The 19,311-nt window shown below is 73.1% G+C and carries 19 protein-coding genes; 12 read left to right on the top strand and 7 right to left on the bottom strand.

The genetic code is table 11. The annotated features are described in order from the left end of the window. Positions 1–422: 422 nt before the first annotated feature. The 5 genes from ACF09C_RS06555 (at position 423) to ACF09C_RS06535 (ending at position 8,052) form a co-directional block, all read left to right on the top strand. Positions 423–2,252, top strand: a complete 1,830-nt coding sequence (locus tag ACF09C_RS06555; RefSeq protein ID WP_392089429.1) for an AMP-dependent synthetase/ligase — start codon at positions 423–425, stop codon at positions 2,250–2,252. A 133-nt stretch (positions 2,253–2,385) separates the two neighbouring features. After that, positions 2,386–3,663 carry an ABC transporter substrate-binding protein gene (locus ACF09C_RS06550; RefSeq protein WP_392089427.1) on the top strand — a complete coding sequence of 426 codons (1,278 nt, stop codon included), beginning with the start codon at positions 2,386–2,388 and terminating at the stop codon, positions 3,661–3,663. A 13-nt stretch (positions 3,664–3,676) separates the two neighbouring features. Continuing rightward, positions 3,677–6,379, top strand: coding sequence for an ATP-binding cassette domain-containing protein (locus tag ACF09C_RS06545; RefSeq protein ID WP_392089424.1), 2,703 nt, complete (start codon positions 3,677–3,679; stop codon positions 6,377–6,379). Further along, the gene (locus tag ACF09C_RS06540) at positions 6,376–7,143 is read left to right on the top strand and encodes an ABC transporter ATP-binding protein (RefSeq protein ID WP_392089422.1); all 768 of its coding nucleotides are present in this window, start codon (positions 6,376–6,378) and stop codon (positions 7,141–7,143) included. Before ACF09C_RS06545 ends, ACF09C_RS06540 begins: the two co-directional genes overlap by 4 nt. Before the next feature lie 114 nt (positions 7,144–7,257). After that, the gene (locus ACF09C_RS06535; protein ID WP_392090246.1) at positions 7,258–8,052 is read left to right on the top strand and encodes an aldo/keto reductase; all 795 of its coding nucleotides are present in this window, start codon (positions 7,258–7,260) and stop codon (positions 8,050–8,052) included. Positions 8,053–8,137: 85 nt separating this feature from the next. Here the strand turns inward: ACF09C_RS06535 and ACF09C_RS06530 are convergent, their stop codons facing one another. Next, on the bottom strand, positions 8,138–9,091 hold the full coding sequence (locus ACF09C_RS06530; RefSeq protein WP_392089420.1) for an NADP-dependent oxidoreductase: 954 nt from the start codon (positions 9,089–9,091) through the stop codon (positions 8,138–8,140). A 122-nt stretch (positions 9,092–9,213) separates the two neighbouring features. Here ACF09C_RS06530 and ACF09C_RS06525 point away from each other — a divergent pair, with 122 nt between their 5' ends. Both ACF09C_RS06525 and ACF09C_RS06520 read left to right on the top strand, forming a co-directional pair. Beyond that, the gene (locus ACF09C_RS06525) at positions 9,214–10,251 is read left to right on the top strand and encodes a GlxA family transcriptional regulator (protein WP_392089417.1); all 1,038 of its coding nucleotides are present in this window, start codon (positions 9,214–9,216) and stop codon (positions 10,249–10,251) included. Next, on the top strand, positions 10,248–10,721 hold the full coding sequence (locus ACF09C_RS06520; RefSeq protein ID WP_392089416.1) for an RICIN domain-containing protein: 474 nt from the start codon (positions 10,248–10,250) through the stop codon (positions 10,719–10,721). Before ACF09C_RS06525 ends, ACF09C_RS06520 begins: the two co-directional genes overlap by 4 nt. Positions 10,722–10,743: 22 nt before the next feature. Here ACF09C_RS06520 and ACF09C_RS06515 read toward each other — a convergent pair whose 3' ends face one another. Both ACF09C_RS06515 and ACF09C_RS06510 read right to left on the bottom strand, forming a co-directional pair. Then, positions 10,744–11,658: a class I SAM-dependent methyltransferase gene (locus tag ACF09C_RS06515; protein ID WP_392089413.1), complete on the bottom strand. Its 915-nt coding sequence runs from the start codon at positions 11,656–11,658 to the stop codon at positions 10,744–10,746. A 62-nt stretch (positions 11,659–11,720) separates the two neighbouring features. Next, the gene (locus tag ACF09C_RS06510) at positions 11,721–12,653 is read right to left on the bottom strand and encodes a cupin domain-containing protein (protein WP_392089410.1); all 933 of its coding nucleotides are present in this window, start codon (positions 12,651–12,653) and stop codon (positions 11,721–11,723) included. Between the two features lie 82 nt (positions 12,654–12,735). Between ACF09C_RS06510 and ACF09C_RS06505 the strand changes: the two genes are divergently transcribed. Continuing rightward, positions 12,736–13,611: an NmrA family transcriptional regulator gene (locus ACF09C_RS06505; protein ID WP_392089408.1), complete on the top strand. Its 876-nt coding sequence runs from the start codon at positions 12,736–12,738 to the stop codon at positions 13,609–13,611. Here ACF09C_RS06505 and ACF09C_RS06500 read toward each other — a convergent pair. Continuing rightward, positions 13,565–14,563 (bottom strand): helix-turn-helix transcriptional regulator, encoded by a 999-nt coding sequence (locus tag ACF09C_RS06500; protein ID WP_392089406.1) that lies wholly within the window; start codon positions 14,561–14,563, stop codon positions 13,565–13,567. The genes ACF09C_RS06505 and ACF09C_RS06500 overlap by 47 nt on opposite strands. Before the next feature lie 39 nt (positions 14,564–14,602). Between ACF09C_RS06500 and ACF09C_RS06495 the strand changes: the two genes are divergently transcribed. Together ACF09C_RS06495 and ACF09C_RS06490 are read left to right on the top strand one after the other, a co-directional pair. Beyond that, complete coding sequence (locus tag ACF09C_RS06495; protein WP_392089403.1) at positions 14,603–15,082, top strand: hypothetical protein; 480 nt, start codon at positions 14,603–14,605, stop codon at positions 15,080–15,082. Next, the gene (locus tag ACF09C_RS06490) at positions 15,079–15,537 is read left to right on the top strand and encodes a hypothetical protein (RefSeq protein ID WP_392089401.1); all 459 of its coding nucleotides are present in this window, start codon (positions 15,079–15,081) and stop codon (positions 15,535–15,537) included. The genes ACF09C_RS06495 and ACF09C_RS06490 overlap by 4 nt, the downstream gene beginning before the upstream one ends. Here ACF09C_RS06490 and ACF09C_RS06485 read toward each other — a convergent pair. Continuing rightward, complete coding sequence (locus ACF09C_RS06485; RefSeq protein WP_392090243.1) at positions 15,524–16,270, bottom strand: methyltransferase domain-containing protein; 747 nt, start codon at positions 16,268–16,270, stop codon at positions 15,524–15,526. The two genes, ACF09C_RS06490 and ACF09C_RS06485, sit on opposite strands and share 14 nt — an antisense overlap. A 33-nt stretch (positions 16,271–16,303) precedes the next feature. After that, the gene (locus ACF09C_RS06480) at positions 16,304–16,609 is read right to left on the bottom strand and encodes a 4a-hydroxytetrahydrobiopterin dehydratase (protein ID WP_392089399.1); all 306 of its coding nucleotides are present in this window, start codon (positions 16,607–16,609) and stop codon (positions 16,304–16,306) included. Positions 16,610–16,699: 90 nt separating this feature from the next. Between ACF09C_RS06480 and ACF09C_RS06475 the strand changes: the two genes are divergently transcribed. Continuing rightward, positions 16,700–17,512: a helix-turn-helix domain-containing protein gene (locus tag ACF09C_RS06475; RefSeq protein WP_392089397.1), complete on the top strand. Its 813-nt coding sequence runs from the start codon at positions 16,700–16,702 to the stop codon at positions 17,510–17,512. On the opposite strand, the gene ACF09C_RS06470 is transcribed toward ACF09C_RS06475, so the two are convergent. Then, entirely contained in the window at positions 17,502–17,921 is a 420-nt protein-coding gene (locus ACF09C_RS06470; RefSeq protein ID WP_392089394.1) for a hypothetical protein, read from the bottom strand. The genes ACF09C_RS06475 and ACF09C_RS06470 overlap by 11 nt on opposite strands. Positions 17,922–18,166: 245 nt before the next feature. Here ACF09C_RS06470 and ACF09C_RS06465 point away from each other — a divergent pair, with 245 nt between their 5' ends. Continuing rightward, positions 18,167–19,273: a mechanosensitive ion channel family protein gene (locus tag ACF09C_RS06465; protein WP_392089392.1), complete on the top strand. Its 1,107-nt coding sequence runs from the start codon at positions 18,167–18,169 to the stop codon at positions 19,271–19,273. The last annotated feature ends 38 nt before the right edge of the window (positions 19,274–19,311 follow it).

Below are 19,311 nucleotides of genomic sequence, written 5' to 3'. Positions count from 1 at the left end.
GCCCGGACTAACCAGCCGGACACCGACCGGACTAACCGACCGGGCCGACCGACCAGGCGGCCGACCGACCAGGCCGGTCCGGCGTGCGATCGCCGCCACGGCGCGCCGGGCAGGTCCGCCGCGCACTCGCCGCTTCGGGCCGCCCGCCGCGGCACGCCGGACCGGTGCGCCCTTACACCCGCCCCGGGGTCGCGTGAACGGTGAGCGGCCGGTACAGATTCCGTGGAGATTGCCGCCCGCCCTGCTTACTCCAGGGTCAGTAACCACCGCGGTTACCCCGCCACTTACTCCCTTACCCTCCCCTGACCTGTGACAACACCCAATGTCCCGGCTTGGTGAAGGCTCTCCCGCCCGTCCGCCCGGTGGGGTACCGTCACCCGCGCCGTACGGAGCGCGACAACGAGCGTGCGAGGAGCAGGTCATTGCGCGAGTTCACCGTGCCGCCCATCGAGGCGGCGCCTCAGGTCGGCGGTCTGGCGGACGCCGTGTTCGACCGTGCCGAGCAGACTCCCGACCATGTCGCGCTCGGCCGCAAGGACGCCGGCGGGCAGTGGCGTGACGTGACGTCCGCGCAGTTCAGGGACGAGGTCCTGGCGCTCGCGAAGGGCCTGATCGCGCACGGCGTTCGGTTCGGGGACCGGGTCGCCGTCATGGCCAGGACCCGCTACGAGTGGACGTTGTTCGACTTCGCGCTGTGGACGCTGGGCGCCCAGTCCGTGCCGATCTACCCGACCTCCTCGGCCGAGCAGGTCTACTGGATGCTGCACGACGCCGAGGTGACGGCCTGCGTGGTGGAGTCCGAGGACCACGCGATGACGATCGGTTCGGTCATCGACCGGCTGCCCCGGCTCCAGCGGCTGTGGCAGCTGGACGCGGGCGCCGGCGCGGTCGCCGAACTCACCGCGGCGGGCGCGGAGATCGACGAGGACGTGGTGCAGCGGCACCGCCGCGCGGTGACGCCCGAGTCGGTGGCGACGATCATCTACACCTCGGGCACCACGGGCCGCCCCAAGGGCTGCGTCCTCACCCACTCCAACTTCATGTTCGAGACGGACATGCTGACCGGCCGCTGGGAGCCGGTCTTCCACACCAAGCCCGGCGACGAGGCCTCCACGCTGCTCTTCCTGCCGCTCGCCCATGTCTTCGGACGGATGGTGGAGGTGGCGGCGATCCAGAGCGGGGTGAAGCTCGGCCACCAGCCGGTCCTGCAGGCGTCCGCACTCCTGCCGGACCTGGCCGCCTTCCGGCCGACCTTCATCCTGGCCGTGCCGTACGTCTTCGAGAAGGTCTTCCACGCCGCCCGGCGCAGGGCGGAGAGCGAGGGGAAGGCGGGGCCCTTCGACAAGGCCGTCGAGGTGGCGGTCAAGTACGCGGAGGCGGCGGAGCACAAGGCCTTCGGGCTCGGTCCCGGCCCGTCGGCCGCGCTGCGGATGCAGCACCAGTTCTTCGAGAAGGTGGTGTACGGCAAGGTCCGCGAGGCCATGGGCGGGCGGGTCAGGCACGCCATGTCGGGCGGCTCCGGCATGGACCGGCGACTCGGGCTCTTCTTCGAGGGCGCCGGGGTGACCGTCTTCGAGGGGTACGGCCTGACGGAGTCATCGGCGGCGGCCACGGCCAATCCGCCCGAGCGGGTGAGGTACGGGACGGTCGGGCAGCCGGTGCCGGGGACGACGGTGCACATCGCCGAGGACGGGGAAGTCTGGCTGCACGGCGGCCAGGTCTTCTCGGGGTACCTGAACAACCCGCAGGCCACCGCCGCCGTGCTCAACGACGGCTGGCTGGCCACCGGTGACCTGGGGTCGCTCGACGAGGACGGCTATCTGACGATCACCGGGCGGAAGAAGGAGATCCTGGTGACCTCCAACGGCAAGAGCGTGGCGCCGTCCGGCCTGGAGGAGCGCGTGCGCGCGCATCCGCTGATCGCCCAGTGCATCGTCGTCGGCAACGACCGGCCGTACATCGCGGCTCTGGTGACGATGGACCACGAGGCGGTCGAACACTGGCTGGCGATGCAGGGACGGGCGCCCCTGCCGCCGGCCGAGCTGGTGCGCGATCCGAGCCTGGAGACGGAGATCCGGCGGGCCGTGGTGGCGGCCAACACCCTGGTCTCGAAGGCCGAGTCGATCCGCACCTTCCGGATCCTGGCCCATCCGTTCAGCGAGGAGCACGGCCTGCTCACCCCCTCCCTGAAGCTGAAGCGGAAGGCGATCGAGAACGCCTACGCGGCGGAGGTCGAGGCGCTGTACGGCTGATCGGGGCGTCGGTCAAGGGCTTTCGACGCCCCGGGACGCCTTCTGACGCATCATCAATTGACGGTGTATCAGTTATTGACGCTTCATCAGCTCGGTCACAGAATGCGGTCACCCGACGGAGGGACGACCGACCGTGCTGCGACCGATCCACACCCTCGCCGCCGCCGCGGCGGCCCTGCTCCTCGCCACCGCCTGCAACTCCGCCTCCACCGGCGGCTCTTCGGAGAAGCCGGGCACCTCCGGTTCCTCCGGCGCCTCCGTACGCGGAGTCACCGCCGACACCATCAAGGTCGGCGGGATCGTCTCCATGACGACCGCGAGCGGCTACTCCAAGAAGGACACCGACCTCGGCGCCAAGGCCCGCTACGACCGGGCCAACGCCGAGGGCGGGATCAACGGCCGGAAGATCGACTACCTGGGCGCGGAGGACGACGGCCAGGACCCCGCGAAGAACCTCGCGGCCGCCCGCAAACTCGTCCAGCAGGACAAGGTCTTCGCGGTCTCCCCGATGAGCTCGGTCACCTTCGCGGGCGCCGACTTCCTCAACGGCCAGAAGGTCCCGACCGTGGGCTGGGGCACGCTCCCCTCGTTCTGCGGCCCTGAGTACATCTACGGCTTCAACGGCTGCCTCGTCCCCACCCCCGGCGGCACCCTCAACCAGACCTGGCCCGAGGGCCTCGCCGCCGTCCTCGGCGGCGCGCGCGGCAAGTCGGTCGCGCTGATCGCGGGCGACAACGACGCCGGCAAGTTCGGCATCCGCACCTTCACCCAGGGCTTCAAGTCGGCCGGATTCCAGGTCCCGTACGCCAAGGCCGTGGTGCCCGCGACCTCGATGCCCAGCGACTGGTCGGCCTACACGAAGGAGATCCTGCGTTCGGGGCCCGGCGGCGGCGCGCCCGACGCCGTCGTCTCGGTGATGCAGACGCCGTACAACATCGGACTGTTCACGGCGCTCAAGCGGTCCGGCTACAAGGGAATCCTCACCGACCCGACCGACTACGACCCGGGGCTCCTTGCGAAGGACGCGACGAAGCAGGCGCTCGACGGTGTGCACGTGCTGCTGCAGTTCCAGCCCTTCGAGGCCGACAGCCCGGCGATGCGCCGGTTCAAGGAGGACATCAGGAAGGCGGCCGGAGGCAAGGACGTGCCGCTCAACATGCACATGATGACCGGCTACATGAGCGCCGATCTCTTCCTCGCCGTCGCCGCCAAGGCGGGCAAGGACCTCACCGTCGAGTCCTTCCAGCAGGCCGCCGCAGGGTTCTCCGACACCGGCACGCTCGTCGGCGACCGCGCCCTGCCCAAGGGACAGAAGGAGAGCTTCGGCTGCGGCTCGCTGGTCCGGCTGAAGAACGGGCGGTACGAGGTGGCCGTGCCGTTCAAGTGCTACCCGCCGATCCCGTTCGGCTGAGGGGCGCGTTCGCGTGGGTGACCTGCTGGGCTTCGTCCTGAGCGGTCTCGTCTCGGGCGCGCTGTACGCGCTGCTCGCGACCGGCCTCGTCCTGTCGTACTCCGCCTCGGGGCTCTTCAACTTCGCGCACGGCGCCACCGCGTACCTCTGCGCGCTGGCGTTCTACGAGCTCCACTCCGGCTTCGGCTGGCCCGCCGTGCCCACCGCGCTGCTCCTGGTGTGCGTGGTCGCGCCCGGCCTCGGCTGGGGGCTCGACCGGCTGATGTTCCGGAAACTGGCGGGTGTCGGCGAGACGGCGCAGATCGTGGCGACCATCGGTCTGCTGGTCGCCCTGCCGGCCGCGGGGCTGTGGGCGGTCGAGCTCCTGGAACGGGCCGGGGCGCCGGTCCTGCCCGCCGAGAACCAGTTCGGCCTGCCGGGCGTCGGGCCGAGCCCTGCGGTGTCCTGGCAGCTCCTCGACGGCGTCGGCATCGACTCCGACCAGCTCATCACCTGGGTCGCGACGGCGCTCGCGGCAGCCGGGCTCTGGGTGCTGATGCGGCACACCCGGCTCGGGCTGCTGCTGCGCGCCGCCGTCGACAACCGCTCGCTGACCGAGCTGCGCGGCATCAGCGCGGACCGGCTGTCCTCGATCGCGTGGATGCTGTCGTCCGGCCTCGCGGGCCTGGCAGGGGTCCTCGCGACCCCGCTGCTCGGTCTCTCGGCCCACGACTACACCCTGTTCCTCTTCGTCTCGGCGACCGCGGCGGTACTCGGGCGCTTCGCCTCCGTGCCCCTCGCGTTCGCGGGCGGCCTGGGACTCGGGGTGCTGCAGAACCTGGTGGCCGGCTACTCGTCGTTCGCCGAGGACATCACCGGTTTCCGTACCGCCGTCCCCTTCCTCATCCTGTTCGCCGGTCTCGTCGTGCTCGCGCAGCGGCGGCGCGCGGCGGGCACGGCGGCGGCGGACCCGCCGCCGGTCGACTACCTGGCCGGGAAGGGCTTGGGCAGGCGCTGGGGCGCCTGGGTGGTGGGCGGTGTGCTGCTCGGTACGGCGTTCTACACCGTCACCACGCCCTTCTGGAGCGGGATCCTGGCCCAGGGGCTCGCCATCGGGCTCGTGTTCATGTCCTTCACCGTGGTCACCGGGCTCGGGGCGATGGTGTCGCTGGCCCAGGCCACGTTCGTGACCGGCGCCGCCCTGGTGGCCGGTCTGCTGATGAGCCACGGCTGGCCGTTCGTCGCGGCGGCGGCCGTCGGCACGGCCGCCGCCGCGGTGCTCGGCGCGGTGGTGGCGCTGCCCGCGCTGCGGCTCGGCGGGCGGTCCCTCGCGCTCGCCACGCTGGCCCTCGCCTTCCTCGCCGACCAGGTGCTCTTCCAGCTGGGGTGGCTGCGCAACGGCGACACCGGCTGGGAGATCCCCCGGCCGGTCGTCGGCCCGGTGGACCTGGCCGACGACCGGGCGCTCGGGCTCGCGCTGGTGCTGCTCTGCGGTGCGGTGGTGGCGCTGCTGACCTGGCTGCGCGGCTCGCGGTGGGGCCGGGCGATCCTGGCGGTACGGTCGGCGCCGGAGGCTGCCGCCGCGTCGGGCGTGTCGGTGGTGCGGACGAAACTCCTGCTCTTCACCGTGTCGGCGGGGCTCGCGGGGTTCGGGGGCGTGCTGCTCGCCTCGTACAGCACCCGGATCACCGCGACGGACTTCACGGCGATGACGGGTCTGGTCTGGCTGGCGGTCGTCGTCGCGGCAGGGGTGCGGCGCCCGCAGTTCGCTGTGGTGGCGGGGCTCGTCTTCGCGGTGGTCCCGCACCTGATGGCGACGTACGTGACGGAGTCAGCGCATCTGCCGGTGATCCTCTTCGGTCTGGCCGGCCTCGCGCTGGCCAACGACCCGGACGGCTACTGCGCGGCCTGGCCGTCCCGCCGGGCGGCGCGGGCGGCTGCCGCCCCCGTCCCCGCGGCGGTCCCGGCCCAGCGGGTGGCACCCGTGCGGGAGGAGACTCGGGCCAGGCCCCCGGAGTCCCGTTCCGCGCCCGACGTCCCGCCCGCGCTGGAACTGCGCGGGGTACAGGCCGGCTATGGCGGCGCGGCCGTGCTGCACGGGGTGGACCTCGCGGTGCGCGGGGGCGAGGTGCTGGTGCTGCTCGGCCCGAACGGGGCCGGGAAGTCCACCCTGTGCCGGGTCGCGGCGGGGCTGCTGCGGCCCACCGAGGGTCTGGTACGGGTACGGGGCGAGGACGCGACCCGGGACGGCGCGGTCGGGCGGGCGCGGCGCGGAGTGCGGCTCGCGCCCGAGGGGCGGGGGATCTTCGCGGGGCTCTCGATCGAGGAGAACCTCGCCCTGCACCTGCCCGTGGCCGAGGACCGGGACGCCGTGTACGCCCGCTTCCCGGTGCTCGCCGCCCGCCGCGGGGTCCACGCCGGGTCGCTGTCGGGCGGTGAGCAGCAGCTGCTGGCGCTCGCCCCGCTCCTCCAGCACCTGCCGGAGGTCCTGGTCGCCGACGAGCCGTCCCTCGGGCTCGCGCCCCGTGTCGTGGACGAGGTCTTCGGTCTGCTCACCGAGCTCCGCGCGCACGGGACCGCGCTGGTCCTGGTCGAGGAGAAGGCGGCCGAGGTGCTCGCGCTCGCCGACACCGTGGCGTATCTCGCCCAGGGCGAGACCGCCTGGTCCGGGCCGAGGTCCGAGGTGGACCCGGACCGGCTCGCCGAGGCCTATCTGGGAACGGGGGTACGCCGATGACCGCCGCCGTGCTCCGCGCGAGCGGGGTCTCCGTCCGCTTCGGCGGCGTCCACGCCCTGCGTGACGTGAGCGTCGACGTCAGGCCGGGTGAGGTCTGCGGGCTCATCGGGCCCAACGGGGCGGGCAAGACCACGCTCTTCGACGTGCTGTCCGGGATCCGCCGCCCGGACGCGGGCGGGATCTCGTACGCGGGGGCGGACATCACCCGCCGCTCCCCCGTCTGGCGGGCCCGCCACGGCATCCGCAGGACCTTCCAACGCCAGCAGCTCTTCGGGCAGTTGACAGTGGCGGACAACCTCGTCGTGGCCCAGGACTGGCGGGGCGGGGCCCGCCGGGGCGCGCGCCGGCGGGAGCGCGCCGCGGCCGTGCTCCACGAGTGCGGGCTCGACGCGCTGGCGGCCTCGTACGCGGGCGCGCTGCCCGTCGGGCAGGCCCGCATGGTCGAACTCGCCCGGGCCCTCGCCGACCCGCCCCGGGTCCTGCTGCTCGACGAGCCCGCGTCCGGCACGACCGCCGAGGAGCGGCGCCAACTGGCCGCCGTCATCCGGCACATGGCGGACGAGGAGGGCTGCGCGGTGCTGCTCGTCGAGCACAACGTGGCCTTCGTGATGGAGCTGTGCTCGCGGGTCGTCGTGCTCGACCTCGGCCGGGTGCTCGCGGAGGGGACGGCGGCCGAGGTCAGGGCCGACCCGGCGGTCCGGGAGGCGTACCTCGGCTCGACCGCCCCGCCGGGGACCGCTCAGGGGCGGGGGGCCGGGGAATGAGACCGCCGGTGCGTGTGTTGTCGTGGGGAGTACCACTCCCCACGACGTAAGGATCGACCGCACGTGACCACGGACAACAAGGTCCCCTCCCTCACCCTGAACAACGGCGTGGAGATGCCCCAGCTCGGCTTCGGCGTCTGGCAGGTGCCGGACGACGAGGCGGCGGGCGCGGTGGCGACGGCCCTCGAAGCCGGTTACCGCTCGATCGACACGGCCGCGATCTACGCGAACGAGAAGGGCACCGGTCAGGCCATCGCCGCGTCCGGCCTCCCCCGCGAGGAGCTGTTCGTCACCACCAAGCTGTGGAACAGCGAGCAGGGCCACGACTCGACCCTGCGGGCCTTCGACACCTCGCTCGACAAGCTGGGCCTGGACTACGTGGACCTGTACCTCATCCACTGGCCGGTGCCGGCGAAGGACGCGTACGTCGACACCTACCGGGCGTTCGAGAAGATCCTCGCCGACGGCCGGGCGAAGGCGATCGGTGTCTCCAACTTCCTTCCGGAGCACCTGGAGCGGCTGATCGGCGAGACCTCGGTCGTCCCCGCCGTCAACCAGATCGAGCTGCACCCGCAGCTGCAGCAGCACGGGTCGCGCGAGGCGCACGCCCGGTACGGCATCGCGACCGAGGCCTGGTCGCCGCTGGGCCAGGGCAAGGGCCTGCTCGATGTCCCGGCGATCGTCGCCGTCGCCCAGAAGCACGGCAGGACCCCGGCCCAGGTGGTGCTGCGCTGGCACCTGCAGACGGGGAACGTGGTCATCCCGAAGTCGGTGACCCCGTCCCGGATCCGCGAGAACATCGACGTCTTCGGCTTCGCCCTTGACGACGAGGACATGGCCGCGATCGCGGCCCTCGACGAGAACCGGCGTCTTGGTCCGAACCCGGCCGAGTTCAGCGTCGGCGCCTGAGCGCGCGACGCGACGCGTGACGCCCGAGGTGGGCGCCGGTCACTCCCGGCGCCCACCTCACGCGTACCTACGGCCGGTCAGACGGTCAGACGGTCAGGACGAGCTTGCCGCGCGTCCGGCCGGACTCGCCGAGTGCGTGCGCCTTGGCCGCCTCCGCCAGCGGCAGGACGGTGTCGACCTCCGGGCGCAGCCGTCCCGTCTCGACCAGCTCGGCGAGGGCGAGCAGTCCGGCGTAGTCCGGCTCGACCAGGGTGAAGCCGGTGCGGATGCCGCGCTCGGGGGCGGGTGCGTCGACGGGCGAGGGCAGCGTCACCAGCGACCCGCCGTCGCGCAGCACGGGCAGCGAGCGCGTGCCGTAGTCGCCGCCATAGCAGTCGAGGACGATGTCCACGTCGCGTACGGCGGTGGCGAAGTCGGTGGTCGTGTAGTCGATCGGCTCGTCCACGCCGAGGGAGCGCAGGAAGTCGTGCTTGGCGGCGCTCGCGGTGCCGATGACATGGGCGCCGCGCGCCTTGGCGATCTGGACGGCGAGGTGGCCGACGCCGCCGGCCGCCGCGTGGACCAGGACCCGCTGCCCGGCGCGCAGTCCGGCCGTCTCGACGAGCGCCTGCCAGGCGGTGAGCCCGGCCAGCGGCAGCGCGGCCGCCTCCACGTGGCTGAGCCCGGCGGGCTTGCGGGCGAAGTGGCGGGCGGGGGCGGCGACGTACTCGGCGTAGCCGCCGGCCTGCTGCGGGAACTGCGGCATTCCGAAGACCTCGTCGCCGGGCGCGTACAGCGTGACGCCGAGTCCGACGGCCTCGACGACGCCGGAGACGTCGAAGCCCAGGATCGGGGGCTCGCCCCAGGGTCCGAAGCCGCCGGTGGCGCGGATCTTCCAGTCGGCGGGGTTGATACCGGCCGCGTGGACCCGGACGAGGATCTCGGTCGGACCGGGTTCCGGGCGGGCGACCCGGGTCTCGGCGAGGACCTCGGGGCCGCCCCACGCGGTGGCGGCGATCGCGCGCATGGTGGCGGGGGTCTCGGGGGCGGTGTCGTTCATGGGAGGGGCTCCTGGTGCCGGGGGGGGGGGTGGGGGTGCTGATGACCTGATGTCCTCCAGCCTCGGGCCGTCCCTCCCACACCGGTACTGGCCGGATAGCCATGATGTGACAGAATCTGGCCATGACCTCCTGTGTGCCCCTCCCGCCCGGAGAGCGACCGGCCGACGCGCCCCCGCCCCATCGGGTGGCGGTCCTCGCCCTTGACGGGGTCATCCCGTTCGAGCTGGGCATCCCCGCCCGGATCCTCGGCGGGGCGCTCACGGCCGACGGCTGGCCCCTGTACGACGTGCGCGTCTGCTCCCTCGACGGCTCCCCCGTGCGCACCTCCGACGGCTTCTCCGTCGTCCCCGAGCACGGCCCCGAGGAACTGTCGACGGCCGACACCGTCGTCGTCCCGCCCACGGCGACCATGCGCGCCCTCGCCGACGACGGCAGCCTTGCCGCCCTGGCCGGCGGAGCCCTAGCGCGGATCAGGCCGGGCGCGCGGGTGGTGTCGATCTGCAACGGCTCGTACGCGCTCGCGGCGGCCGGACTGCTCGACGGCCGCCCTGCCACCACCCACTGGTGGGAGGCGGCCCACTTCCGGGCCCTCCACCCGCGGGTCCTGCTCCAGGAGGACGTGCTCTTCGTCGACGACGGGGACGTCCTGACCTCGGCGGGGGCGGCGGCCGGGGTCGACCTCTGCCTGCATCTGGTACGCCGCGACCACGGCAGCGCCACCGCCAACGCGGTCGCACGGCGCTGCGTGGTCCCGCCGTGGCGGGACGGCGGGCAGGCGCAGTACATCGAGCGCCCGGTCCCCGAGCCGACCGCGACGACCACGGCCCCGACCCGCGCGTGGGCGCTGGAACGCCTCGACCGTCCGCTGACCCTGACCGAACTGGCCGGGCACGCGCGGATGAGCGTACGCACCTTCACGCGCCGCTTCCGGGACGAGGCCGGGACGACCCCCGGCCAGTGGCTGACCGCCCAACGGGTCGAGCTGGCGAAGCAGTTGCTGGAGACCAGCGACCTGACCGTGGATCACATCGCGTCCCGGACCGGATTCGGCAGCGGGAACTCGCTGCGGCAGCACATGCGCGCCCTGGTCGGGGTCTCCCCGGCCGCCTACCGGCGCACCTTCCATCTCACCTCCAAGGAAAAGGAGTTCGCGCAGTGAGCAGTGCGAGCGGTTCGACCGCCCCGGTCGTCGAGGGGCTCTACCGGGTGCGGAACGTGGCCAGCGGGCTGCTCCTGGAGGTGTACGAGGGATCGAGCCGCAGCGGCGCCAACGTGCAGCAGGGCAAGGAGAGCGGCGCGCCCGGCCAGCACTGGCACATCACCGCCGTGCCCAACGGCAGCGGCCTGTACCACCTGGTGAACGCGGCCAGCGGCAAGCGTCTCGACGTGGCGAACGCCTCGACGGAGAACGGCGCCAACATCCAGCAGTGGAAGGCGAACAACTTCGGCGCGCAGGAGTGGATCATCGAGCAGGACCTCCAGTCGCCCGGCACGGTCGCGCTGGTGAGCTTCATCAGCGGGCTGCTGCTCGAGGTCGAGGAGGGCTCGATGGACGACGGCGGAAACGTACGGCAGTGGGAGGACACCGACTCCCCTTCCCAGTGGTGGCAGTTGGAGCCGGTGTCCTGACGCCCGCCGTCGGGAGGTGCGCTCAGCCCTTGCGGGCGGTGTGCACGGTGGAGGCGGAGAGCATGAAGAGGTCCGTGCGCCGGTGCAGGGACAGCGGGTCCGCCGGGTCGAGCAGCCGGTCGAGGCTCGCCACGTCCTCGGCGTCGAGCCGCTCGCCGATCGGCTCCCGCAGCCGCGTGAAGTGGGCGACGATCTGTTCGCGGTGGATGGCGGGCACGGGCGCCGGGACGTCGGTGAGGAACGTCCGGGTGCCGCTCGGGGTGAGACCGGCCGCCGCGAGCAGCCCCCGCCAGTCGTCCGGCTCCTCCTTGCTGTCCGGGAGTTCGGCCCGCATCAGGGCGAACCACTCGGCGTGCGCGGCCTCGATCCTGGTCTCCAGGCCGGGCCGGCCGAAGCCGATGTTCGCGGGCAGGTGGCGGGCGTAGAGCCCGCCCTCCACGAGGGCGATGAGGCCGCCGGGCCGCAGTAGGCCGGCGAAGGAGGCGAGGGCGGCCCGCTGGTCGCCGATGTGGTGGGTGGAGTTGCCGGCCCAGATCAGGTCGGCCTCGCCCAAGGTGGCGAAGTCCGCGGGGAGTTCGGCGCGCAGGGTGGTGACGCGGCCGGCCAGGCCCCGCGCCTCGGCGCGCGCGAGCGCCCGCTCCAGGAGTTCCGGGCTCGCGTCCACGGCGACCACCTCGGCCTGCGGGAAGGCCTCGGCGAGCAGGGTCGAGATCACCCCTGGGCCGCTGCCGACGTCGAGGGCCCGGCGGACGCCGACGGCCGGGACGAGCTCGCCGAGCCAGTCGGCGGCCCGGGTGTAGAGGGGGCTGTGGAGTTCGGCCTGGCGCTCGAGGAGCGGCGCCATCGCGGCCCAGTCGAGGTGGGTGGCGTGGTGGTGGCCGTGCTTGTGGCCGTGGTCGTGGCCGTGCCGGTGCGCGCTGTCGTGGTCGTGAGTCATGCGGCCAGCCTGCGGGCGTCGCGCGGAAAACGCGAGATTTCTTGCCGTTCCGGCAACACGCTTCACTCCCTGCGCCGGAACTCCTGCGGGCTGACTCCCCGGACCCGCTTGAACGCGGCGCTGAGCGCGAAGGCGCTGCTGTAGCCGACCTGCCGGGCCACCGACTCGACGGTCGCGTCCGTCTGCCGCAGCAGGTCGGCGGCGCGGGCGAGCCGCCAGCCGGTGAGATACGCCATCGGCGGCTCGCCGACCAGTTCGGCGAACCGGCGGGCGAGCCCCGCGCGCGAGACGCCCGCCGCGGCGGCCAGCGAGGAGACCGTCCAGGGGTGGGCCGGGTCGTTCTGCAGCAGGCGCAGGGCGCGGCCGACGACGGGGTCGGCCATGGCCCGGTACCAGGCGGGGGCCTGCGCGCCAGGCCGGGAGAACCAGGCCCGGACGGCGGCGATGAGCAGCAGGTCGAGGACCCGGTCGAGGACCACGCTCTGCCCGGGTTCGTCGCGGGAGATCTCCTCGTCCAGGAACGGCATCAGCGGGCAGTTCCACACCTCGGTCGGCAGGTGCAGCAGGGGCGGCAGCGCGTCGAGGAGGCGGCGGCTGACCTCGCCGCCCATCTGGTAGGTGCCGACGAGCACGGTGGTCGCGCCGTCGAGGGCGTTGCCCCAGGTCCGTACGCCCAGCTGCATGGACTCGGCGAGCGGCTCCCCGCTCAGGGTGGTGCAGACGCCGCCGGGGCCGATCCTGGCGCGCGGCGGGGCGTCGGGCGCGTCCGCGACGGTGTACGGCTCCGGGCCGCGCGCGATCGCGACGTCGCCGGGGCGGAGCAGGACGGGTTCTCCCCGGTCGGGGACGATCCACGCCTCGCCGGCGGTGACGCACATCAGGCAGAGCGGCGCGCGGTCCTCGATCCGGACGGACCACGGCGGCTCCATGATCATCCGGAGCAGGAAGGCCCCTTTGGCCCGTGGTCCGTCGAGGAGTCCGGCGAGAGCGTCCATGGGGCGCAAGGGTAGACGCACGCGTATGGGAGTGAGTCCGTGGAGCATGGGATGCCGGGGCGGATCCCGCGAGTCTTGAGCCATGACGACGAACACGAACCAGACGACGTACACGGACACCGGCCTCGCGACGCGGACGGTCCTCGTGACAGGAGCGACCGGCAAGACGGGCCGCCGGGTGGCCGAGCGGCTCGAAGCCCTCGGCGCGACCGTCAGGGCGGGCTCCCGGTCCGGCGCGACCCCCTTCGACTGGGAGTCGTCGGCCACCTGGGCCCCGGCCCTGCGGGGCGCGGACTCCGCGTACGTGAACTACTACCCGGACCTCGCCGCGCCGGGCGCGGTCGAGGCGATGCGGACCTTCGGCGAGCTCGCCGCGGCGAACGGTGTCCGGCGGCTGACGCTGTTGTCGGGGCGCGGCGAGCCGGACGCGGTCCGCGCGGAGGAGGCACTGCGTGCGGGGCTCGGCACCTCGGGCGCCGAACTGACCGTCGTACGGGCCTCGTTCTTCGCGCAGAACTTCACCGAGGGGGCCCTGGCGGAGGGAGTCGCGGCGGGCACGCTCGCCTTCCCCGCGGGCGGGACGGCCGAGCCGTTCATCCACGCCGACGACCTGGCGGACGTGATCGTGGCGACGCTGACCGAGGACGGCCACGCGGGCGTGGTGCACGAGGTGACGGGCCCGCGGCTGCTCACCTTCGAAGAGGTGGCGGCGGAGCTGTCGGCAGCGTCGGGCGTCAAGGTGTCGTACGTCCCGCTGTCCGAGGGCGAGTACGCCTCCCTGCTCCAGGCGTTCGGGCTCCCGGAGGCGGAGGCCCAGTGGCTCTCGGCGCTCTTCTCGATGCTGCTCGACGGCCACAACGCCGCGGTGACGGACGGGGTGAAGCGGGTCCTCGGCCGTGAGCCGCGCGACTTCACGGAGTTCGCGGCGGAGGCGTGCGCTCCGGAAGCGGGGGCGTGACTCCGTAGCGGGCCGCAAGCCGGGACACGGTCTCGGCCAGGCGGTCACGGAGCTCCGCCGGCTCCAGGACCTCGATGTCCGCGCCCAGGGCGAGGAAGGCGTGTTGGGCGTGGGCGACCGACTCGATCGGAAGGGTGGCGCGGATCCTGCCGTCCGGCTCGGGGACGCCGGTGTCGGCGAGGGCCCGCGCCGCCTCGCCGGTGAGGCGCTTCGCCCCGTCCGGGGAGACCAGGACGAGGGCGTCGCCGCCGTGCAGCCGGGCGCGGAAGGCGATCTGGTGGGCGGCCCACCAGTCGGGCAGCGAGAAGTCCTCGGGGATGTCGAACTCCTCGTCGGTGACGTCGAGTCCGAGGATCTGGTCAACCCGGTAGGTACGCGGCCCGGGGCCCGCGACCAGGTACCAGCGGCCTGCCTTGAGGACCAGGCCGTACGGTTCGAGGCGCCGGTCGACGTCCGTGGGTTCCTTCCAGCGGCGGTACCGGACGGCGAGGACGCGGCTCGTACGCACCGCCTCGGCGACCCCGGGCAGGAAGGGCGCCTCGGTGTTCTCCGCGTACCACCCGGGCGCGTCGATGTGGAACCGGGACCGCAGCCGGTCGACGTGGTCGCGCAGCGGTGCCGGCAGCGAGGCGCGCAGCTTCAGCTGGGCGTCGACGAAGTGCGCGCCGAGCCCGAGTTCGGCGGCGGCGCCGGGGATCCCGGCGAGGAAGAGGGCCTCGGCCTCCCCGGCGTAGAGGTCGGTCAGCCGGGAGAAGCGGTGGCCGGCGAGCAGCTGGTACCCGCCGGAGTGGCCGGCGTCGCCGTAGAGCGGCACACCGGCCGCGTGCAGGGACTCGACATCGCGGTAGACCGTCCGAACCGACACCTCCAGCTCGTCGGCGAGCTGGGCGGCGGTCATCCGCCCCCGGGTCTGGAGCAGGAGAAGGATCGAGATGAGACGGCTGGACTTCACTGACACAAGGTGTCAGTGAAGTGCGCCTACGGTCCAGCCATGGCTTTCGCAGAGAAGTTGCTCTTCGTGCCGCCGCCGATCGAGGTCGGCGGCCGGCGCGTCAAGCGGTACCACGTCACCCACGACCCGGCGGGCATCGCGCCGGAGGTGGAGAAGGCGGCGTACGCGCTCCTGCCGGAGATCCTCCCCGAGCCCGACTCGACGCCGGCGGCGTCCTTCGTCGTGCTGCACCGGGGCGGCGACACCGGCGCGTATCTGAACGTGTACAGCTGGGTGTGGGACAACGTGATCCACTTCTCCGGCGCGGCGGCCGGTCAGCCGGTCCTGGGATGTCCGGACACGGACCCCACCCACTTCGTACGGACCGACCTCCGCTGGATCGGCTGTGTCTGGGAGCTGCCGCCGATCCAGCACGAACGGAACGCCTGGGTACGGCACATGCTGGCGCCGGACTCCCCCGACCTGGACGGTTACGTCCTCGACTCCCTTCCCGCGGGCACCACAGGAGACGGCGCATGACCACCGACCAGGGCTTCGCCTTCCTCGACGGACGGTGGACCGTCCACAACCGCCGGCTCGCCGACTTCCTCGACCCCGGGAGCGGCTGGGAGGAGTTCGAGGGACACACCACGGGCCGGCTCTTCTGGGGCGACCGGGCCCATGTCGACGAGATCGTCTTCCCGTCGAAGGGCTTCAGCGGGCTGACCCTGCGCCTGTACGAGCCGGAGACCGGCGAGTGGACCCTGAACTGGTCCAACAGCCGCACCGGCCGGCTCGATCCGCCGGTCAGGGGCCGGTGGGCCGAGGACGGCACGGGAGAGTTCCACGGCGAGGACGGCTACGCGGGCAAGCACGTACGGGTGCGGTTCCGCTGGTCGGGGATCTCGGCGGACACCGCCCGCTGGGAGCAGGCGTTCGCGCTCGACGGCGGGGAGTGGGTGACGAACTGGGTGATGGAGTTCAGCCGTCCCTGACCTGCCGCTTCTCGAAGGCGACGAGCCGGTACGCGGGGTCGGCGCGGGGCCGGTCCTGGTCGGGCAGTCCGGCGAGCGCGGCGACGAGCGCGGCCTCGGTTCCCGGCGCCCCGTCGAACCAGGAGGCGTAGTAGCCGCGCCGCAGGTTCTCCGCCGTGCGGCGCGGTGTGGCGCCCTGGCCGTGGCCGGTGAAGCGGGTGGCGCCCGCCGGGACGAGGCCGTGGGCGGCGGCGGTCGCGGTGATCGGGGCGGCCCGGTCGAAGGCCCGTGCGGGGGAACGGTACGGAGCGAGGACGCGGTCGATGTCGCTGCCGACGTCGTGGGCCGCGTCCTTGTCGACCGTGGCGACGAACACCCCGCCGGGGCGCAGCACCCGCGCCGCCTCGGCGACGATCGCGGCCGAGAACGGCACCAGGTGCAGCAGCCAGACGGCGCTGACCGCGTCGAGGGAACGATCCGCGAGGGGCAGCGCGCGGGCGTCCGCGAGCACGACCCCGCCCGCGACCCGCCGCGCGGCCCTGCGCGCCATGCCGGCCGCCGCGTCCGCGCCGTACACCCGTAGTCCCGGGCGGACCAGACGCTCCGTCACGAGCCCGGTTCCACACGCCAGATCGAGCAGGGTCCGCGCCTCGGGCGGGACGAGGCGGAGTACGGCCCCGGCCGCCGCCTCGGCCCGCGGCACCCCGCCCCGCGTCTCGTCGTAGCGGTCCGCCTCGGCGTCGTAGTCCAGCACGGTCTCCCCCATGGGGAGACCGTAGCCCCCGGGTCAGCTCGCGCCGTGTCCGGGGGCGATGTGGTCGACGCGGGCGGCCAGTTCGAAGTCCTTCTCGGTGACCGCGGGACCGGCGGAGTGGGTGTTCACGGAGACCGCGACGGTGTTGTAACCGAGCGTCAGGTCCGCGTGGTGGTCCAGCTCCTGCTGGATCTGCGCCACATGGACGACCATGGCGGTGGCCGCGAAGTGGTCGCCCAGGCGGTACGTGCGGGTGATCCGGTCGTCCGCGAGGGCCCAGCCGGGGAGCTCGCGCAGCCGGTCCTCGATCTCCTTCTGCGACAGCGGCTCTGTGGCCATGTCCGTACTCCCTCCGGTCGGGTTGCTCACGGTGACGATACGGGCCCCTTGACTCGATACCCGGACCGACACCTGGGATAGCGTCGGAGCATGACATCGGTGGACACGAGTACCGGAGTGGGGCCGCTGCTGCGCGGCTGGCGCGAGGAGCGGCGGCTGAGCCAGCTGGAGCTGGCGCTGCGGGCCGACTCGTCGGCCCGGCACATCTCCTTCATCGAGACCGGCCGCTCGCGGCCGAGCGAGCAGATGCTCCTGCGCCTCGCCGAGCACCTGGAGGTGCCCGTGCGCGAGCGCAACGCGCTGCTGCTCGCCGCCGGTTACGCCCCCCGGTACCGGGAGTCGACGCTCGACGACCCGCGCCTGGAGACCTTCCGCGAGGGCATCGAGCAGCTGCTGCGCGGCTACGACCCGTATCCCGCGCTCGTCGTGGACGGCGCGTACGCGGTGGTGGCCGCCAACGACAGCATCGGCCTGCTGCTCGCCGGGCTGCCGGAGCACCTGCTCACCCCGCCCCTGAACGCGATGCGCATCACGCTCCACCCGGAGGGGCTCGCGCCCCGGATCCGGAACCTGCGGGAGTGGCGGGGCCATCTGCTGGCCCGGATGGAGCGGCAGATCGCGCTGTCCCGCTCGCAGCCGCTGCGCGAGCTGTACGAGGAGGTGGCGGCGTACCCGCTGCCGCAGGACGGTGTCGCGGACCCGGACGACCGGGAGGACCCGGAGCCGTACCCGTACTTCGCGCTGCCGCTGCGGATCGAGCACGACGGCCGGGTGCTGTCGTTCGTGTCGTCGATCTCGACGTTCAACACCCCGATGGACGTGACCGTCGCCGAGCTGGCCATCGAGACGCTGCTCCCGGCCGACCCGGAGACGGTCGCGTATCTGCGGTCGCTCACGGCGTAGCGGTCGCCCGCAGGGCCGACCACTGGAGCCCGGCGAAGCCGGCGACGGTGGCGGCCTGCAGGAGGGTCCAGACCGTGCCCGCCGTGGTGGGCTCCAGCCAGGCGACGAGGGCGACGACGCTGAGCACGGTCCACAGGACGTTGATGTCGACGACCAGCTTGACGCCGAGGGCCGGGGGCTCGGCGCGGCTCGCGACCCAGGCGACGCCGGCGGCGTACACGGCGAGGACGAGGCCGAGTTCGACGAGCAGCGCGGAGTCGACGCCGAACAGCTCACCGAGCGGCCCGGAGGCGGCGAGATAGGCGACGGCGTTGCCCCCGGTGACCACGGCGTCGAGCGCGAGGAACCGGCGCAGCATGGCCGTCGGGCGGGTGGTGCGGGAGAGTCCGGCGAGCAGGGCCTGGGACATGGCGGATCAGCCTCCATCGAGGACGTTTCTGCTGGTCGTGGTCCCGGGTCTCGGCCGGAGTGCGCCGGCCGAGCCCCGATGACCACCACGATGCCGCCGCGCGGGGCGCGGGTCGATTACGTGGGAGGTAATCGGGGTCGGCAGGGGCGTGGGGCGGGCTGCCGGGGTTTCGGTGGGGGGTTCAGCGGTGAGGCGAGCAGGACCATCCCGTCCACCCGACCCATCGACTCGTCCACTGGGGAGCCATGGAGAGCCTTCTTCGTCTCGCGCTCGTGCTCGGCGGTTCGGCGCTGGTGACGTTCGCCGTCGCCCGCGTCGCCGACCTGTTCCTGCGGCACGCGGACGCCCGCCATCCCGAGACCCCGCTGTGGGGGCTGCTGCGCCGGTGCCGCACACCGCTCTACGTCGTCCTGCTGACCGCACTGCTGGGGTGGACCCAGCGGGCCTCGGACTGGGGGCCGTTGCGCGAGCACCGGGCGGGGGTCGCGCACGTCCTGCTGCTGTGCCTGATCGGCGGCGGCGCCTGGCTGGCCGTGCGGGTCGCGGCGGCCGTCGTGGAGTCCTCGTACGCGCGCTACGCCGGGCGCTCCAGCGACCTGGCCCGGGTACGCCGGGTCCGTACGCAGGTCACGCTCATCATGCGGGTGGTGGCGGTCGTCGTCGGTGTGGTCGCGACAGCGGTGGCCCTGGTGACGTTCCCGTCCTTCCGCACGCTCGGCACCTCGCTGCTCGCCTCGGCCGGGATCATCGGCATCGTGGCCGGTGTCGCGGCGCAGTCGACGCTGGGGAACCTCTTCGCGGGGTTCCAGATCGCGTTCGGCGACATGGTGCGCATAGGCGACACGGTCGTGGTCGACGGCGAATGGGGCGTGGTGGAGGAGGTCACGCTGACCTTTCTCACGGTACGGACCTGGGACGAACGACGGGTGACGCTGCCCGTCTCGTACTTCACCTCCCGGCCCTTCGAGAACTGGTCGCGGGGCGGCGCGGAGATGACCGGCACGGTCTTCGTCCACTGCGACCACGCCACGCCCGTCGAGGAGATGCGCGCGCACCTCAGGGAGTTCCTGGAGACCTGCCCCACCTGGGACCGGCGGGGCTGGGACCTGGCCGTCACGGACACCTCCCCGACCGGGATGACGGTTCGGGCGCTGGTGACCGCGAAGGACGCCGACGACATATGGACCACGCGCTGCGCGGTGCGGGAGGAACTCGTCGGCTGGCTGGTGCGGGAACACCCCGCCGCCCTCCCGCGCATCGTCACGGCGCCGGCGCCGATGCCGGTGCCGCTCGCCTCGCCGGAGGATCCGGGTGACGACCGCAGGAACAGCAGTTCCACACATCGTGACTAGTTCTCGACAGGGAGTGAGCACTTCCGCATGGCGGCCGC

Source organism: Streptomyces sp. NPDC014870 (assembly GCF_043081505.1).
Lineage (GTDB): Bacteria > Actinomycetota > Actinomycetes > Streptomycetales > Streptomycetaceae > Streptomyces.
This window is presented reverse-complemented; position numbering and strand designations above follow the sequence as displayed.

What these genes read in the sequence shown, in the direction of transcription:
- ACF09C_RS06540 (WP_392089422.1), top strand. Translation starts at nt 6,376, where the DNA reads ATGACCGCCGCCGTGCTCCGCGCGAGCGGGGTCTCCGTCCGCTTCGGC.
- ACF09C_RS06535 (WP_392090246.1), top strand. Translation starts at nt 7,258, where the DNA reads ATGCCCCAGCTCGGCTTCGGCGTCTGGCAGGTGCCGGACGACGAGGCG.
- ACF09C_RS06530 (WP_392089420.1), bottom strand. Translation starts at nt 9,091, where the DNA reads ATGAACGACACCGCCCCCGAGACCCCCGCCACCATGCGCGCGATCGCC.
- ACF09C_RS06525 (WP_392089417.1), top strand. Translation starts at nt 9,214, where the DNA reads ATGACCTCCTGTGTGCCCCTCCCGCCCGGAGAGCGACCGGCCGACGCG.
- ACF09C_RS06515 (WP_392089413.1), bottom strand. Translation starts at nt 11,658, where the DNA reads ATGACTCACGACCACGACAGCGCGCACCGGCACGGCCACGACCACGGC.
- ACF09C_RS06510 (WP_392089410.1), bottom strand. Translation starts at nt 12,653, where the DNA reads ATGGACGCTCTCGCCGGACTCCTCGACGGACCACGGGCCAAAGGGGCC.
- ACF09C_RS06505 (WP_392089408.1), top strand. Translation starts at nt 12,736, where the DNA reads ATGACGACGAACACGAACCAGACGACGTACACGGACACCGGCCTCGCG.
- ACF09C_RS06495 (WP_392089403.1), top strand. Translation starts at nt 14,603, where the DNA reads ATGGCTTTCGCAGAGAAGTTGCTCTTCGTGCCGCCGCCGATCGAGGTC.
- ACF09C_RS06490 (WP_392089401.1), top strand. Translation starts at nt 15,079, where the DNA reads ATGACCACCGACCAGGGCTTCGCCTTCCTCGACGGACGGTGGACCGTC.
- ACF09C_RS06480 (WP_392089399.1), bottom strand. Translation starts at nt 16,609, where the DNA reads ATGGCCACAGAGCCGCTGTCGCAGAAGGAGATCGAGGACCGGCTGCGC.
- ACF09C_RS06475 (WP_392089397.1), top strand. Translation starts at nt 16,700, where the DNA reads ATGACATCGGTGGACACGAGTACCGGAGTGGGGCCGCTGCTGCGCGGC.
- ACF09C_RS06470 (WP_392089394.1), bottom strand. Translation starts at nt 17,921, where the DNA reads ATGTCCCAGGCCCTGCTCGCCGGACTCTCCCGCACCACCCGCCCGACG.
- ACF09C_RS06465 (WP_392089392.1), top strand. Translation starts at nt 18,167, where the DNA reads ATGGAGAGCCTTCTTCGTCTCGCGCTCGTGCTCGGCGGTTCGGCGCTG.